We start from the raw sequence: 264 nt of genomic DNA on the forward strand, positions 1-264 counted from the left end.
TCGGTGGATTACCACTTGGAACAGGTGGTAAAACAGTTTTAATGCTTTCTGGTGGGATTGATAGTCCAGTCGCAGGATTTGAAATAATGCGAAGAGGTGTTGAAATTGAAGCGATTCACTTTTTCTCACCACCATATACGAGTGAGCAGTCGTTAGAAAAAGTAAAAACACTCGTAGACATTATGGCAGATAAAACAGGTGTCGATATTAAAATGCATATCGTACCATTCACAAATATTCAAACGACTATTTACGATAAAATAC

At 37.1% G+C, this 264-nt stretch carries 1 pseudogene; it reads left to right on the forward strand.

Annotation, left to right across the window (positions count from 1 at the left end):
• Positions 1-264 (forward strand): annotated as a pseudogene (locus HMPREF3029_RS08345) (tRNA 4-thiouridine(8) synthase ThiI); the annotation flags it as partial.

Source organism: Nosocomiicoccus sp. HMSC059G07 (assembly GCF_001815515.1).
Taxonomy (GTDB): domain Bacteria; phylum Bacillota; class Bacilli; order Staphylococcales; family Salinicoccaceae; genus Nosocomiicoccus; species Nosocomiicoccus ampullae_A.